The organism is Nonomuraea sp. KM88 (assembly GCF_052245635.1).
Taxonomy (GTDB): domain Bacteria; phylum Actinomycetota; class Actinomycetes; order Streptosporangiales; family Streptosporangiaceae; genus Nonomuraea.
This window is the reverse complement of record NZ_JBQQCC010000003.1, coordinates 54,542-69,915: the sequence shown is the minus strand read 5'-3', so window position 1 is coordinate 69,915 and position 15,374 is coordinate 54,542. Positions and strand designations below refer to the sequence as shown.

The window sequence follows — 15,374 nt, the reverse complement described above, 5'->3', positions numbered from 1 at the left end:
CGGGTCAGCACGGGCGGACATACCTGGAGCGTGGACCGCAGAGCCTTCCTGACAGCGGCGACCGCCGGCCTCCTCCTCCCGCAGCCCGCCGGCCGGCCGGCCCTCGCCTCCCCGGCCAGAACCCTCAGATCCGATCCGTTCACGCTGGGCGTCGCCTCCGGCGACCCGACGACCGACGGCTTCGTCCTGTGGACCAGGCTGGCCGTCGCTCCGCTGAACGGTGACGGGCGCGGCGGCATGCCCTCCCGCGACGTGGACGTCGCCTGGCAGGTGTCGGCCGACGAACGTTTCGCCACGATCGTCAGATCCGGCACCGCCACCGCCAGAGCGCGCGACGCCCACAGCGTCCACGTCCAGTTGGAGGGGATGGAGCCGGGGCGCGACTACTTCTACCGGTTCAGGAGCGAGGGCCGGCTCTCACCGGCCGGCCGCACCAGGACCACGCCCGAAGGGGAGAGGCCGCTCACGTTCGCGGTCGCCGCGTGCGCCCACTACGAGCACGGCTACTACACCGCCTACCGCCGCCTGGCGCAGGAGGAGCCGGACCTGGTCGTCTTCCTCGGCGACTACATGTACGAGTACGGCCCCGGCGGCTACACCGCGCCGGCGGGCCGCGTGCGCACCCACACGCCGGGCAAGTGCCGCACGCTCGCCGACTACCGGCTGCGGCACGCACAGTACAAGAGCGACCGGGACCTGCAGGCCGCGCACGCGGCGGCGCCGTGGCTGGTGGCCTTCGACGACCACGAGGTGGAGAACAACTGGGCCGGCCCGGTCTCCAGCTCGGGGGCACGGGACTTCGCCACGCGCCGGCGTGAGGCGTTCAGGGCGTACTACGAGAACATGCCGTTGCGCCGCGACAGCCTCCAGGGAGCGGTGCTGCGGGTGAACCGGCGGGTCTCGTGGGGCAGGCTGGCTTGCTTCCACCTGCTGGACACCCGGCAGTTCCGCGACGACCAGGCGTGCGAGGACGGGGTGCGGGCCGGGTGCGACGCGCGCCTGGCGGACGGCCGCACGCTCCTCGGGCCCGGCCAGTGGCGCTGGCTGGAGAGCGGGCTGCACGGGTCCACCACCCGGTGGAACCTGCTCGGGCAGCAGATCATGATGGCGCAGCGCGACCACAAGGCCGGCCCGGGACGCGAGGTGAACCTGGACTCGTGGGACGGCTACGCGGCCGAGCGCACGCGGCTGCTGCAGTCGCTGGCCCGCACCTCCAACCCGGTGGTGCTGACGGGGGACGCGCACATGCACCACCTGGCCGACCTCAAGACGGACTTCGACGACCCCGACTCGCCGGTGGTGGCCAGGGAACTGGTGGCGTCGTCGATCGCGAGCGACGGGGACGGGTACCGGGATCGCACGTGGATCGCGGAGGCCCTCCAGGAGAACCCCCATATTTCATACATCGACCAGAGGCGCGGGTACGTGATGGCTCGACTGACCCGTGATGAGATGTCCGTTGAGTTCCGAACATTGGACTACATCTCACGCAGAGGTGCCCGCGCGCGGACCTCCCACCGCCTCACCCTCCCGGCCGCCCCCGACGCCGCTGCCGCCGCCCAGGCCGCCGCCCCTCCCGGCTGACCGCCGACACGACCCCACGCCGTCGTGTAGGCCCCGCCTTGGGGGCGCTGAGCCCGCCCGCAGGAGCGCCGCACCCGGCGCTGTCAGCCGAAGGCGTAGCCGTACAGGCCGGAGCCCTCGCTGAGCGGGCGCACCTTGCCCAGCCGCAGGCCCGCCCCGCGCGACCCGGGCGCGTACATGACGAGGCCCTGGCCGGGTGCGGCCACCACGAGCGCGTGCACCTGGCGCCGCCGGGTCAGCGGCCGGTAGCCGTCCCCCCACCCCGGCAGCGCGGTCACCGAGGCGCCGAAGTCTCGCCCTTTCCCCTTGACGAGCAGGTTCCCCTTCCGGGTGAGCCCGCCCGCCGCACGTCCCGCCAGCACCTGGACGGCCCGCTCCCCGGGCACGCCGACGGCCAGGTCGTCGCTGCCGTCGCCGTTGAAGTCCCCGGCGGCCAGCGAGGCGCCGAACCGGTCGTGGTAGCGGGGCTTGCCGTCGAGCGTGTTCTGCGACCACGCCTCGGTCCGGTCGGTACGCAGCCCGCGGCGCGAGCCGTACAACACGTCCACGGTGCCGTCGCCGTAGTCCATGGCCCGCTGGTTCGCGCTGAGCCCTTCGCCGGGCACGCCGATGGCGAGGTCGTCCTTGCCGTCGCCGTTGAAGTCGCCGGTGGCCAGCGAGGCCCCGAACCCGTCCCACTTCTCCGCGACGCCGTGGATGCCGGGCGTGCTCTGCGTGAGCAGCCGGGTCCGCCTGGCGCGTACGTCGATGACGGTGGCCGAGCCCTGCCCGTCCTTGTCCACGGTGTCGGCGGGCGCTCCCACGGCCAACTCGTCCTTGCCGTCGCCGTCGAAGTCGCCGGTGGCCAGCGCCGCGCCCCACTGGTCGGTGACGCGCGCCGCCTGCCGTACCCACCGCGTCTTCTGCGTGATCTGGTACGGTTTGCGCCCCTTCATCCCATACACCGTTACGGCCCCGCCAGACCGGTGGCTGGGCGAGCCGACGGCGAGCTCGTCCCGGCCGTCGCCGTCGAGGTCGCCCGCCGCCAGGGCCGCGCCGAACCGGTCGCTGGACGGCGTGGCGGGCGCCAGCCGCCGGCCCGCGACCAGCCCTTCGGGGGAGCCGTCGTAGATCTGCACGACCCCGTTCCCGTCGCCGCCGGGCACCCGCTCGCCGGTGAACTCCTCCGACACGCCCACGGCCAGGTCCGCGCACCGGTCGCCGTCGAAGTCGCCGACAGCCAGCGCGGAGCCGAACGCGTCACCCGGCTCGGCGTCGTCCTGGACGAGCTCGGCCGTCCTGCCCGAGCCGTACAGCACGGTCACGGAACCGGCTCTGGAGGCGTCGTAGGGTGCGGCCACGGCGAGGTCGGGCCGCCCGTCGGCGTCGAAGTCGAGCGGCTGACCGCCGCACGGCCGGGCGGTGGCGTGGGCCGTACCCGTGACGAGAGGAAGAACCAGGCAGGCGGCGAGCACAGCGTTCATACCGGAAGTAATGACCAGACAGGTCGAACCGCGCTTTAACACCACGAGAACGGGACAGGAGGGCAGGATGCACATCGCCCGCCGACCGCGACGAGCCCTGTGGGCGCGGGGTTTCCCGTGTCGGGGCCGGCGCGGGACCGTGCCAGGATAGTCGGGTGGACGACATCGACCTCGCTGATCTGGATTTCTGGCGCAAGCCGCCCAAAGAGCGCAATGAGGCGTTCGCCCGGCTCCGCCAGCTGGAGCTCCCGGTGTTCTTCCCGGAGAAGAAGGTCCCGCTCCTCCGCTCGGGCAAGGGCTTCTACGCCCTCGTACGCCACGCGGACGTGGTCGAGGCGAGCCGTAACGCCAAGGTGTTCTCCAGCGAGCCCGCCGTCACCAATCCGGAGCCGCCCGGCTGGGTGAAGCAGGTGTTCGGGGAGTCGATGGTCAACATGGACGATCCGCGCCACGCCCGCCTGCGCAGGATCGTCACCCGCTCGTTCAGCCCGAAGATGCTGGCCGGCCTGCAGAGCGACATCGAGGCGGCCTGCGCCCGCATCGTCGACGACGTCGTCAAGGACGGTCCGCGCGACTTCGTCTCGCAGGTCGCCGCCCGGCTGCCCATCCACGTCATCTGCGACATGCTCGACATCCCGCACGAGTTGCGGGCCAAGGTGCACCAGCACGTCGACATCTCCACCGCCTACACCGGCGTGCGGCCCAGCCTGGCCCGCAGCGTCCAGATGGCCGGCCAGAACATGCTGGCCCTGCTCGCCCTGCAGCGCATGGTCATCAAGCTCGGCCACGAGCGGGTCGCCAACCCCCAGGGCGACCTGGTCTCCCTCCTGGTCAACGCCAACCCCGACGGGGAGAAGCTGACCGACAAGGAGCTCGGCTCGTTCTTCGCGCTGCTCCTGGTCGCGGGCAACGAGACGGCCCGCAACACGATGGCCCACGGCATCAAGCTGCTCACCGACAACCCGGCGCAGCGCGAGCTGCTGATGAGCGACTTCGACACGCACATCAACGGCGCCGTCGAGGAGATGGTCCGCTACGTGTCGCCGATCATGCAGTTCCGGCGCACGGTCACCGAGGACTGCACGCTGCGCGGCCTGGAGCTGAAGAAGGGCGACAAGGTCGTGCTCTTCTACGGCTCGGCCAACCGCGACGAGTCGGTCTTCGCCGACCCCGACACGTTCGACATCACCCGCGACACCAAGCCGCATGTCGGCTTCGGCGGGCCAGGGCCGCACTTCTGCCTCGGCGCCAACCTGGCCAGGCAGGAGCTGCGGACGATGTTCCGCGAGCTGCTGACCAGGCTGCCCGGCATCCGCTCGGTCGGCGAGCCCGAGCTGCTCCTGTCGAACTTCGACAACAGCGTGCGCAGCCAGGCGTTCGCCCTCTAGCCGTCGCTAGTCGTCGGACACGAGGACGTTCGACCTGATGGTGAAGAACGTGATCAGCGCCGCCACCACCATCATGCCGGCGCTGATCAGCATCGCCATCCTGAAGCCCGCGTCGAACACCGGCGGGTTCTCGAACGCGTCGCCGACCAGGCCGACCACCGGCGGCACCGCGGCCACCGCGAACAGGCTGCCGGTGCGGGCCACCGCGTTGTTGACGCCGCTGGCCGTGCCCGCGTGGCGGTCCTCGACCGTGGCCAGCACGGTCGCGGTGAGCGGCGCGACCGCGCCCGACAGCCCCAGCCCGAAGACGAACACCGCGGGCAGCACCTGGAGCGGGTAGGACGCACCGAAGCCGATGGTGCTCATCCACAGGAAACCGGCGCCCGCCAGCAGGATCCCGCCCGTCATCGGCCAGCGCGGCCCGATGCGTTTGGCCAGCTCACCGGCCCGGCCCGACAGCAGCATCATCAGGATCGTCGTGGGCAACATCGCGAGCCCGGCGGCGATGGGGGAGAAGCCGGAGACGACCTGGAGTTGCACCACGAGCAGGAAGAACACCACGCCCATGGCCGCGTACATGATCAGGGTGACCACGTTGACGGCCGTGAAGACGCGGTCGCGGAAGATGTCGACGGGCACCAGCGCGTCCGGCGACCTGCGCACCTCGATCGCCACGAACGCGGCCCCCAGCAGCAGGCCGGCGAGCAGCGGCGCCGGCGCGCCCTCCTGGATCAGCCCGTAGGTGATCCCGGCCAGCGCCAGCGCCGCGAGGACCGAGCCCAGCACGTCGAAGCGCCCCGCGGCCTGCTCGTCCCTGCTCTCGGGCACGTGCCGCAGGGCGACGAAGACGATGAGCGCCGCGAACGGCAGGTTGATCAGGAACGCCCACCGCCACCCGGCGGTCTGCACCAGCCAACCGCCGAGCAGCGGCCCGATGGCGCTGGCCACCCCGCCGAGCCCCGACCACGTGCCCACGGCGCGTGGCCGGTCGTGCCGGACGAACGACGCCTGGATGATCGCCAGCGAGCCGGGCGTGAGCAGCGCGCCGCCGATGCCCTGCAGCGCCCTGGCCCCGATCAGGAACTCGATGCTCGGCGACAGCCCGCACAGCGCGGAGGCCACGGCGAACCACACGACGCCGATGACGAAGATCGTGCGCCGGCCGTAGCGGTCACCGAGCGAGCCGCCGAGCAGGATCAGCCCGGCGAGGGTGAGCGTGTAGGCGTTGATCGTCCACTGCAGCCCCGCCATGCCCGCGTCGAGCTCCCTGCCGAGGTAGGGGAGCGCGACGTTCACGACCGTGCTGTCGAGCAGGGCCAGGCCCGAGCCCAGCACCGTCGCGAACAGGATCCAGCGGCCGCGCGCCGACCTGAGCTCGACATGGTCGCCGGCATGCAGCTCGTTGGGCCCGGAGGTCATGGGCCCAATCCTGTCACCGCCGCCCGGTCTCGCTTCCGAGGGCTCGCAGGACGAACGCCGAAACCAGCTCGGCGGCCGCCTCCACCGTCACGTCGCCGCTGATCAGCGGCACCCGTTCCGCGCCGATGACCGCGAGCACCATCCGCGCCGTGGCGGGCACGTCGATCACCTGGAAGTCCCCGGACGCCTGGCCGCTGTCGAGGATCTCGACGAGGACGCGCTGCATGGGCGCGACGTGCTCGGCCAGCCGCTGGTAGGCGTCGGGGCCGAGGGCCGCGCTGAGGTCGGCGGCCCCCGGATGCGGATGCGCGAGCAGCCCGGCCAGCTGGAGGCGGACGAACGCGCGCAACCGGTCGGCGGGTGAGGCGTCGGCGGGCAGCTCCCGCTCGTAGCTGTCGATGAAGTAGCGGGTCACCCGCTCGGTGAACGCCAGCAGGAGCGCGGTCTTGTCGGGAAAGTAGTTGTAGAGCACGGTGCGCGTGATGCCGGCCTCGCCGGCCACGTCGGTCATGGAGATGGCGTCGATGCCCTGCTCCCTGGACAGCCGCGAGACCGCCTGGAGGATGCGGTCGCGCGTCTGGGCGCGGTGCTCGCCGATGGTGGCCGCGGAGATGCGGGGCATATGCCCATGGTACGGCGTACGGGCGATCTCGCCTGCGGAACATACCGGACATATTTAATCGAATCATTCATTCATTTGCTTGGAAGATTCGGCTATGCTTCCATGGCCTCATGCTGTACGGCACACCGGTCCTCGACCCCGCCGACAAGGCGGTGCTCGCCGAGATCGAGGACATGCGGCAGGATCTGCGCTTCCGCCTGGCCGAGACCCACCGATGGGACGGCCAGCTCCGCAGGCAGCTCCAGGCACGGGCGATCCAGGGCTCCAACTCCATCGAGGGCTACCGGGCGGGGGTGGAGGACATCCAGTCGATCATGGCGGGGGAAGAGCCGCTGGAAACCTCCGCCTCGGTCGCCAAGGAGATCGCCGGCTACCAGCAGGCGCTGACCTACATCACGCTGCTGTCGCGCGCGCCGGCGTTCCGCTACGACGCGGGAGTGCTCAACGCGCTCAACTTCATGATGATCGGCCACCACCGGCACAAGACCCCCGGCGTCGTCAGGCCGGGAAGCATCTTCATCCGCAATGGGCGATCCGGCGAGGTCGTCTACGAGGGACCGGACGTCGAAGTCGTGCCGGGGCTCCTCGGCGAGCTCGTGACGTGGCTCAACGAGGGCGACCTCGCGGCCCCCAGCTACGTGCGGGCCGCGATGGCCCACCTCAACCTGGTGAACATTCATCCGTGGTGCGACGGCAACGGCCGCATGTCTCGTGCCCTGCAGACCCTGGTGCTGGGCAGAGACCGGATCACCACTACCGAGTTCGCCTCCATCGAGGAATGGCTGGGGGAGCAGCGCACCACGGTCGAATACTACGACGTGCTCGGCGCCGTCGGCGGGCGCCGATGGAGCCCGCACGGTGACACCCTTCCCTGGGTGCGGTTCTGCCTGAAGGCGCATCACATGCAGGCGCAGCGCGTCCGGCGCCGGCTCGCCGAGGCGGGTGAGATCTGGACCCTGCTGGAGGAGCGGGTCGACGCCGACGGGCTCAACACGCGGTGCGTCTCGGCGTTGTACGAAGCGTTCGTGAGCAGGCGCCTGCGCCGCAGCCGCTATCAGGCCGACGAGGACCTGAGCCAGGGCCAGGCCGCCCGTGACCTGCGCGACCTGGCGGCCAAGGGCTGGCTGCGGCCCTACGGAGAGACGAAGGGCCGCTATTACGAGGCCGGCCCTCGGATGGCCGAGATCAAGGCCGACTTCGCCGGGCGCGCCGCCCCGCTGCGCGACCCCTATCGCGAGGACGCCGGCTAGGGCCGGCGGTCAGGCGGCGGCCCTGACGGTGTGGAAGAGCTCGGCGAGCACCGCGGTGTTGAGCCGGTAGGCGAGCTTGACCTCGCTGATGACGCGCTGCCGCTCGCTGTCGTCGAGCTCCAGCGCGTCGAGCCGGGACCGGTATTCGGTCTTGAACCGGGGCAGGCTGCCCAGCTCGTCGAAGAAGTAGAAGTCGACGCCCCCGCCCCTGGCGTAGCCGTAGATCTTCTGCAGTTCCATCCGGATGAACTGTCCGCCGGACAGGTCGCCCAGGTAGCGGGTGTAGTGGTGGGCGATGTAGCCGCCCGGCCAGCCGGCCGTCTCGCGGATGCGCGCCACGAGGGCTTCGGTGGATGCCGACGGCGCGATCCGGTCGCGCCAGCCCGGCCCGTAGACGGTGGCGAGGTCGCGTTCGAGAGCGGGCTCGCGGTAGAGCTCGGGGAAGACGAAGCGGCCGGCCACCGGGTGCTCGGCCAGTTCCCGTGACACCCCGTCGAGCGCGGTGTAGGCGAAGTAGTGCTGGGCGACCATCTCTCCGTATTCGTGCTCGCTCAACCGGCCGGCCATGAGTTCGGTGAGATAGCCCTCGGACTCGGCCGACTCGTGGTCGGCCCAGGTGGCCTTTCGCAGGCTCTCGGAGAACGACGTCGTCACAGCTCACCTCTACTCCGCTGGTGTTTTCATGACGAAGTGTCACAAACGGCGCTCGCCCGCGTCAAGCTGATGACGACACCATGTCATCAAAGTTCGTCCTACCCCCGCCCAGCCCCGCTCAACCGGTGACCTGCTCGGATCGCCCCAGCACGATCAGGGTCAGGTTGCGCAGCGACGCGCTGCCGGGCGCGAAATAGTCACTGTGCCCGCCAGAGCCGGCGTCGAAGACGCGGGCGCCGAACGCGGCGCTCATGGGGTCGGTGCCGAACCCGAACGGGCCGAGCTTGGTCTTGGGCACGAACCTGATCCAGTCGTTCGCTCCGAGCCCCGCCCACACCCGCGGCCGGGCGGGCACACCCGGCGACGCCCCGATGCGCGGCTGCGCGGGCCCACCGTGCGAGGCCAGGACGGACCCCGTGCGGGGCGGAGCGGTCAGGGCCGCGGCCGACGGCGCGCCGACGCCGGGGCTGCCGAAGACGGCCAGGTCGGAGACCGGCAGGCCGGGCATGGCCTTGGCGCACACCGCCGAGCCGTAGCTGTGGCACAGGAGCGTCACCGGCGCGTCCGTGCGCCCGCGCAGCCTGGCGACGGTGCGGCGCAGCTCGCCGGCCCCTTCGCCGGCCGCGCCGTCGGCGATCGCGCCCAGGCTCAGCGTGGGCGGGGCGTCGTAGCCCAGCCACGCCACCACCGCCAGCCGCTCGTTCGGCGCCAGCCGGGCGGCCTCGGCCAGCAGGGCCCGCGCCGCGCCCCCGGGCCGCTCGGGGCCGTCGTCGAAGGTCGTCACCGTGGTGTCCGCGCCCGGCACGATGACCGCCACCCGGTCGGCTGTCTTCAGCTCTCCGTAGATCTTCACCAGCCGCCCGCCCGGCGGAGCCGGCCACAGCAGGAACGCGCCGGTCGCGACAAGCCCGGCCACGGCGAGGTTTCTGAACATGCCGCGACGTTATGGAGGCCGCGGGGTAATCCGCGTCCCCGCACGGTTCGAACCTGCACGTAGTACTCGGGGGTGACTCTGGGCAGGGAAGGTGTACCGGGATGCCGGAAGAGCGCATCGAGAGTCCCCGCTGGAGAGATCTTGTCCGATCATGCAGACGTGGAACGGCGGTTGGGGGAGCTGCTCCGCACCCATGAGGAGCAGGCCATCCGCCGGTGGGCGGAGGCGGCCAACGCGCAGCGCGACGAGCTGGCGGAGATCTACGGCGCCATACTCGGCGCCATCGAGGAGGGCGGGCGCGACCTCGCCGACCTGCGCGGCCTGCTCGCCGAGCTGTCGCGCTCGCGAGCCCGCGCCGGCTACTCGCCCGCCGAGACCTCCAAGGCCGTCTTCGGCCTGAAGGGCGCCCTGTACGAGGTCGTGGTCGACCACGCCGACGACGAGGTGCTGCGCGGATTCATCCGGGTCGCCCGCCTCATCGACGACCTCGGCCTGTTCACGTTCGAGGCGTACGCGCAGGCCCGCGAGAAGATCATCATGGATCAGGCGGAGCAGCTTCTCGAGTTGTCCACCCCGGTGGTCAAGCTCTGGGAGGGCATCGTGGCCGTGCCGCTGATCGGCACGCTCGACTCCGCCCGCACCCAGGTCGTCATGGAGAAGCTGCTGGAGACGCTGGTGGAGACCGGCGCCGAGCACGCGGTCATCGACATCACCGGCGTCCCCGCCGTCGACACGCAGGTCGCCCAGCACCTGCTCAAGACCGTGTTCGCGGCGCGGCTCATGGGCGCGGAATGCGTCATCTCCGGCATCCGCCCGCAGATCGCGCACACCATCGTCACGCTCGGCATCGAGTTCGGCGACATCGTGACCAAGACGTCGCTGGCCGACGCGCTCGCCCACGCCTTCAGCCGCAGCGGCGTGCAGGTGAGCGGCGGGCCGGCCACGCGCGTCAGCGTACGGGCGGAGCAGGCGTGATGGAGCGGGTGCCCATTCTCAAGCTCGGCGACCTGCTGATCGTCTCCATCCAGGTGGATCTGGACGACCAGACCGTGCTCGCGCTGAAGGAAGACCTGGCCGAGGTGGTCGTCTCGCGCGGGGCCAGAGGAGTGATCATCGACATCTCCGCCGTCGAGATCGTCGACTCGTTCACCGGGCGGATCCTGGCCACGATCGGCGAGATGTGCCGCATGCTCGACGCGCACGCCGTGGTCGTCGGCATGCGGCCGGCAGTGGCGATCACGCTCGTGGAGCTCGGGCTCTCGCTCGGCGGCGTCCGTACGGCGCTCAACCTGGAGAAAGGGGTTGCGCTGCTGAGCCACGTCAGGGGCGCGGTGCCGTGAGTGCCGGGCGGGAGACGGCCATCGCGGGCAGCGCCGACGTCGTGGCGGTTCGCCGGCTCGTCAGAAGCGCCGCCATCGAGGCGGGGCTGTCCCTCATCGACCAGACCAAGATCATCACGGCCGCCAGCGAGCTGGCGCGCAACGCCCTCGTCTACGCGGGGCGGGGAGAGGTGCGCGTCCACGTCGTCGAGAACGGGCCGAAACGCGGGCTCAAGCTGGTCGTCAGCGACCACGGGCCGGGCATCGCGGACGTCGAGCGGGCGCTCACCGACGGTTGGACCACCGGCACGGGCCTGGGGCTCGGGCTGGGCGGGTCACGCCGGCTGGTCGACGAGTTCGACCTGCTGTCCGAACCGGGAAGAGGCACGACGGTGACGGTGACGAAATGGGCCCGGTGAATGGCCCGATGAATGGGCCCGGTGAATGGGTCGGAGACGAGCCCGGAGATGAGTTACGTGACCAGCCGGCGGATGGAGGCCTGGGTCCGCGCCGAAGACCCCAGCGTGGTGGGCGCGGTACGCCGGCGGGCCGTGCAGCTGGCCGAGCGGGCCGGGTTCGACGCGACGCTGGCCGGGCAGATGGCGGTGGCCGTCAGCGAGGCGGTGTCCAACCTCGTCAAGCACGCCGTCGAGGGCAGCGTCATGGTCCGCCTCCATCCCGAGGCTCCCGCCACGGTGGAGCTCATCGCCTTCGACAAGGGGCCGGGCATGGCCGACGTCGCCCGAGCCCTGCGCGACGGCTACTCCTCATCCGGGACGCTCGGCATCGGCATGGGCGCCATCGCCCGCATCGCCACCGGCTACGACGTGCACTCCCTGCCCGGCAGGGGGACCGTGCTCGCCATGCACTTCACCGCCGGCCGCCGGCCCGCTCCGCCGGCGGCGGCCAGCGGCCTGACCCGGCCCATCGGCGACGAGGAGGTGTGCGGCGACTCCTTCGCCATCTCCACGACAGGCCCGGCCACCACGGTCATGGTCTGCGACGGGCTGGGCCACGGCCACATCGCGGCGCAGGCCTCCCAGCTGGCCGTGGAGCTGTTCCTGCAGGTGTGCGAGCGGGAGCCGCTGGCCATCGTGGATCACCTGCACCGCAGGATGGGCGTCACGAGGGGAGGTGCGGTCGCGGTCGCGCGCCTCGCCGGCGGCGCGGTGACCTACGCGGGGCTCGGCAACGTGTCCGGGTGGGTCGCGCACGCCCAGGGGCGGCAGGGCATGGTGTCGGTGCCGGGCATCGCCGGCCACCAGGGGGCGCGGCTGCGGCAGCTCACGTACGAGCTGCCCGGCCACGCCACCGTGATCATGCACTCGGACGGGCTGTCGGAACGCTGGGACCCGGCGCACGTACCCGGCCTGTTCGCCCGCACCCCGTCGGTGATCGCCGCGTGCCTGCTGCGCGAGGCCGGCACCAGGCGCGACGACGTGTGCGTGGTGGCGGCGAGGCCGGGCCCGTGAAGGCGGCCGAGCTCATTCGCGTCCGGCTCGACGCCGGGAAGGACGTGTTCGTGCTGCGCCGCCTCGGCCGCGCGGCCGCCGAGCTGGCCGGGCTCGAGCCGCAGGACCAGGTCCGGGTGGCGACGGCGCTCAGCGAGGTCGGCAGGGAGGTGTACGGCCCCGGCGCCGCGGCGGTGATCGCGCTCGGCGACGACGAGCTGCGGATCACCCTGAGCCACGGGCAACGATCCGGCCTGGCCGGGTCCGAGGGGGTCAGGCTGGCGGGCCGGCTGGTCGACCAGGTCGAGCTGGACGACGGGCACGTCACGCTCGCCAAGCGGTTGCGGGAGCGGCCGTGGCACGGTCAGGTCGCCGACATCCGCGACGGGCTGGCCCGGCTGGCGCCCGTCTCCGTCCTCGACGAGCTACGGGAGCAGAACAGGGAACTGGCCGCGACCCTGGATGACGTGCTGCGGCTCAACGCCGAGCTGCAGGAGACCAACACGGGCGTGCTGGCGATGTACAACCAGCTCTCGGCCGAGCTGGAGGAGACCAACAGGGGAGTGGTCGCCCTCTACGCGGAGCTGGATGAGAAGTCCAGCCAGCTCCGCGAGGCGACCGAGGCCAGGAACCGTTTCTGGGCCACCGTCAGCCACGAGCTGCGGACCCCGCTCAACTCGGTCATCGGCCTGGTGCGGTTGCTGGCGGGCCCGGGGGGCGATCCGCTGACCGAGGAGCAGACCCACCAGGTCGAGCTCATCGGCAGGTCGGCCGAGACTCTGCTGGCGCTCGTCAGCGAGCTGCTCGACATGGCCAAGGCCGAGTCGGGCCGTCTCGACCCGCACCCTGCCAGGATCAGCCTGACGGACGTGGTGGAGCACCTGCACGTGACGATGCGCCCGACGAGCGGGCGGGGCGGCGTGGAGCTGCACCACCACGTGGCGCCCGAGGCCGCCACGCTGTACGTGGACGAGGGCATGCTCGTCACGATCCTGCGCAACCTGCTGTCCAACGCGCTGAAGTTCACCGAGAGCGGCGAGGTGCGGCTGGAGGCCCGCGCGGACGACGACAGGGACGAGGTCGTCATCACGGTGGCCGACACCGGCATCGGCATCGCGACCGAGCACCTGAAGCGCGTGTTCGAGGACTTCTACCAGGTGCCGGGCTCCTTCCAGGCCGGGGCGAGGGGCACCGGCCTGGGCCTGCCGTACGCGCGCCGGCTGGCCGAGGCGCTCGGCGGGACGCTGGAACTGTCGAGCACGCCGGGCGAGGGCACCACCGCCACGCTCAGGCTGCCGCACCACGGCGGCCCGCCCGAGCTGGAGCGGGTGCTCGTCGCCGACGACGACGAGGTGTTCCGCGCGGCCGCCCGCCGCATGTTGCACGGCTTCGCCACCCACGTCGACGAGGCCGCCGACGGCGCCGCCGCCCTCGAGGCGATGGCCGCCGAGCCGCCCGACGTGATCCTCATCGACCTGCTCATGCCGCGCGTCGACGGCCACGCGCTGCTCCTCCGCATGGCCGAGGACGATCGGCTGAGCCGGATCCCCGTGGTCGTGGTGACCGTGGAGCCGCGGTACGCGCCCGAGGGACGGGCGGTTCTGTCCAAGCACGGGTTGCGCAGGGATCAACTGATCCAGGCCATCCGCCAGGCCAGAGGGGGCGAAGCGTGACGCGACAGGAAGCCGTCCCCGTGGCGGACATCCAGCCGGGAACCGTCCTCGTGGTCGACGACACGCCCACCAAGCGCTACATCCTCGCGAGATGGCTGCGCAGGGCCGGGCACGGCGTGGTCGAAGCGAGCAGCGGCGAGGAGGCGCTGCGGAAGCTGGCCGGCCGGCAGATCGATCTGGTCGTCCTCGACGTACGGTTGCCCGACATGTCCGGGTTCGAGGTGTGCGAGCGGATCAAGGCCGATCCGGCCACCGCGTCGATCCCCGTCGTCCAGGTGTCGGCCAACGCCATCACCGTGGCCGACCGCGCCGAAGGGCTGGAACGCGGCGCCGACGCGTACCTGATCGAGCCGATCGAGCCCGCCGAGTTCGCCGCCACCGTGCGGGCCATGCTGCGCTACTACCGGGCGCGGTGGCAGGCGGAGCTCATGGCCGGGCGGCTGGCCCGGCTGGCCGGCGTGACGCTGTCGATGAACGAGGCGGAGACGTTCGACCAGGTGCTCGCGGTGGCCGCCGAGGGCACGGCCGACCTGCTCGGCCGGTTCTGCGACACCCTGGCGCTGCTGCCGGAGGGCTGGACACGGCGCTTCTGCGCCCGGCCGGGCGAGCAGGCCACTTCCCACACAGCCGGTCCCGACGTGCTCGACCGGCTCTCCCGGATGGTGCCGGAGGGGGCCGCGCAAGCCCAGGTGTTCACGGTCGAAGCCGCCGGCTGGCGCGCTCTCCTGCCCGGCGTGAACGCGGAGGGCCCCAGCACCGGCGTGCTCTGCCGGACGAGGAAGTCGAGGTCGCCCATCTACCTCGGCGTGGCGAGCGGCCCGCCGCTCGACGCGGACGAGGTCAACCTGCTGCGCCAGGTGGGCCAGCAGCTGGCGCTGGCCGTCGACGCGCTGCGCGCCTACACCGAGGAGCACGCGATCGCGCTCACCCTGCAGCGCAGCCTGCTGCCTGCCGGCATCCCCCGGGTGCCCGGTCTGCAGGTGGCCGTGCGCTACCAGCCCGCCGTCGACAACGTCGAGGTCGGCGGCGACTTCTACGAGGTGCTGCCGATCGACCACCGGGTGCTGGTGGCGATCGGCGACGTGGAGGGGCACTCGCTGCACGCCGCGACCGTGATGGCGGAGATCCGCCACGCCATGCGCGCCACGCTCATCGCCCAGGTCGACCTGCGCGCCTCGCTCGACCTGCTCAACCGGATGATGCGGCGCTATCACCCCCGCGTGACCGCCACCGTCTGCATGGTGCTCATCGATCCGGTGACGGGCGAGGCCGAGGTGGCCAACGCGGGCCACCTCCCGCCGCTGCTCGCCGGGCCCGGCGCCGCCTACCACGGCCTGGGCAACCTCCTGCTGGGCGTGCTGCCGGAACGCTATGAGGTCGACCGGCTGAAACTGCCGCCCGGCGGCACGATGGTGCTGTTCACCGACGGGCTCGTGGAGGACCGGGACACCCCGCTCGACGACAGCCTGGAGGTGGCCAGGCGGCTGGCGGAGACCGTCGAGGACGACCTGGAACAGTTCGCCGAGCGCATGCTGGGGGCGTTCGGCGTGCGCGAGGACGACGTCGCGCTGGTCGTCCTGCGCCGTGATCCCTGAGCCCTGATCCCGGGGCGTGGAG

14 protein-coding genes are annotated in these 15,374 nt (G+C 71.8%); 9 read left to right on the top strand and 5 right to left on the bottom strand.

Going from position 1 to position 15,374, the window contains the following annotated elements:
* Positions 1-30 precede the first annotated feature (30 nt).
* A complete protein-coding gene (locus tag ACTWPV_RS09995) occupies positions 31-1,584 on the top strand; it encodes an alkaline phosphatase D family protein (protein ID WP_443151512.1) in 1,554 nt (517 codons plus the stop codon).
* An 83-nt stretch (positions 1,585-1,667) separates the two neighbouring features.
* On the opposite strand, the gene ACTWPV_RS09990 is transcribed toward ACTWPV_RS09995, so the two are convergent.
* Positions 1,668-3,047 (bottom strand): FG-GAP and VCBS repeat-containing protein, encoded by a 1,380-nt coding sequence (locus ACTWPV_RS09990; protein WP_443151511.1) that lies wholly within the window; start codon positions 3,045-3,047, stop codon positions 1,668-1,670.
* Positions 3,048-3,202: 155 nt separating this feature from the next.
* On the opposite strand from ACTWPV_RS09990, the gene ACTWPV_RS09985 reads away from it, so the two are divergent.
* Positions 3,203-4,435, top strand: a complete 1,233-nt coding sequence (locus ACTWPV_RS09985) for a cytochrome P450 (protein ID WP_443151510.1) — start codon at positions 3,203-3,205, stop codon at positions 4,433-4,435.
* Positions 4,436-4,441: 6 nt separating this feature from the next.
* Here the strand turns inward: ACTWPV_RS09985 and ACTWPV_RS09980 are convergent, their stop codons facing one another.
* The gene (locus tag ACTWPV_RS09980) at positions 4,442-5,854 is read right to left on the bottom strand and encodes an MFS transporter (protein ID WP_347643034.1); all 1,413 of its coding nucleotides are present in this window, start codon (positions 5,852-5,854) and stop codon (positions 4,442-4,444) included.
* Between the two features lie 13 nt (positions 5,855-5,867).
* Positions 5,868-6,476, bottom strand: a complete 609-nt coding sequence (locus ACTWPV_RS09975; protein WP_347643035.1) for a TetR/AcrR family transcriptional regulator — start codon at positions 6,474-6,476, stop codon at positions 5,868-5,870.
* Positions 6,477-6,586: 110 nt separating this feature from the next.
* Here ACTWPV_RS09975 and ACTWPV_RS09970 point away from each other — a divergent pair, with 110 nt between their 5' ends.
* Entirely contained in the window at positions 6,587-7,726 is a 1,140-nt protein-coding gene (locus ACTWPV_RS09970) for a Fic family protein (protein ID WP_443151509.1), read from the top strand.
* Between the two features lie 9 nt (positions 7,727-7,735).
* On the opposite strand, the gene ACTWPV_RS09965 is transcribed toward ACTWPV_RS09970, so the two are convergent.
* Positions 7,736-8,380, bottom strand: a complete 645-nt coding sequence (locus ACTWPV_RS09965) for a biliverdin-producing heme oxygenase (protein ID WP_347643037.1) — start codon at positions 8,378-8,380, stop codon at positions 7,736-7,738.
* Between the two features lie 118 nt (positions 8,381-8,498).
* The gene (locus ACTWPV_RS09960; protein ID WP_347643038.1) at positions 8,499-9,314 is read right to left on the bottom strand and encodes an alpha/beta hydrolase; all 816 of its coding nucleotides are present in this window, start codon (positions 9,312-9,314) and stop codon (positions 8,499-8,501) included.
* A gap of 159 nt (positions 9,315-9,473) precedes the next feature.
* Between ACTWPV_RS09960 and ACTWPV_RS09955 the strand changes: the two genes are divergently transcribed.
* Genes ACTWPV_RS09955 through ACTWPV_RS09930 form a run of 6 tightly spaced genes read left to right on the top strand, consistent with a single transcriptional unit; the run spans position 9,474 to position 15,352 of the window.
* Positions 9,474-10,289: an STAS domain-containing protein gene (locus ACTWPV_RS09955; RefSeq protein WP_347643039.1), complete on the top strand. Its 816-nt coding sequence runs from the start codon at positions 9,474-9,476 to the stop codon at positions 10,287-10,289.
* Positions 10,289-10,654 (top strand): STAS domain-containing protein, encoded by a 366-nt coding sequence (locus tag ACTWPV_RS09950; RefSeq protein ID WP_443151970.1) that lies wholly within the window; start codon positions 10,289-10,291, stop codon positions 10,652-10,654. The genes ACTWPV_RS09955 and ACTWPV_RS09950 overlap by 1 nt, the downstream gene beginning before the upstream one ends.
* Positions 10,651-11,052, top strand: coding sequence for an ATP-binding protein (locus ACTWPV_RS09945; protein WP_443151508.1), 402 nt, complete (start codon positions 10,651-10,653; stop codon positions 11,050-11,052). Before ACTWPV_RS09950 ends, ACTWPV_RS09945 begins: the two co-directional genes overlap by 4 nt.
* Before the next feature lie 48 nt (positions 11,053-11,100).
* Positions 11,101-12,105 carry an ATP-binding protein gene (locus ACTWPV_RS09940; protein WP_443151507.1) on the top strand — a complete coding sequence of 335 codons (1,005 nt, stop codon included), beginning with the start codon at positions 11,101-11,103 and terminating at the stop codon, positions 12,103-12,105.
* Positions 12,102-13,757 carry an ATP-binding response regulator gene (locus tag ACTWPV_RS09935; RefSeq protein ID WP_443151506.1) on the top strand — a complete coding sequence of 552 codons (1,656 nt, stop codon included), beginning with the start codon at positions 12,102-12,104 and terminating at the stop codon, positions 13,755-13,757. Before ACTWPV_RS09940 ends, ACTWPV_RS09935 begins: the two co-directional genes overlap by 4 nt.
* A complete protein-coding gene (locus tag ACTWPV_RS09930) occupies positions 13,754-15,352 on the top strand; it encodes a SpoIIE family protein phosphatase (protein ID WP_443151505.1) in 1,599 nt (532 codons plus the stop codon). Before ACTWPV_RS09935 ends, ACTWPV_RS09930 begins: the two co-directional genes overlap by 4 nt.
* Positions 15,353-15,374 lie beyond the last annotated feature (22 nt).